The organism is Priestia sp. SIMBA_032 (assembly GCF_046535215.1).
Classification (GTDB): Bacteria; Bacillota; Bacilli; order Bacillales; family Bacillaceae_H; genus Priestia; species Priestia aryabhattai.
The window spans coordinates 1-252 of the sequence record NZ_JAWRXD010001165.1 but is presented as its reverse complement, the minus strand read 5'-3'; the positions used below and the strand labels follow the sequence as shown (position 1 = coordinate 252).

Below are 252 nucleotides of genomic sequence, written 5' to 3'. Positions count from 1 at the left end.
ATCTCGTCGCAGAATTGCCGGACGCGGCCTCGAGCGTCCTCACCAGTCCGATGATGGTCAGCACGATCTTGCTTCTCACCGTCCATCCCCTTCTCAACGTCGGACTGCGACGATTCCTCGACCGCCGGCGGGCGCCGATCGAGCACACAACGGACCTCGACCCGCAGAACGTCGGGGCGAACCTGTGACAACAAACATCGATCACCACAGAAACGGGTCATCCAGCATGAGCGCAACGTCCTACACCGCCCA

1 protein-coding gene is annotated in these 252 nt (G+C 61.5%); it reads left to right on the top strand.

All coding sequences use genetic code 11. The features are described 5' to 3' along the window. Nucleotides 1–188: hypothetical protein (locus SB717_RS37970; RefSeq protein ID WP_410908336.1), on the top strand; the 188-nt coding region annotated here is incomplete at its 5' end. Nucleotides 189–252: the final 64 nt, after the last annotated feature.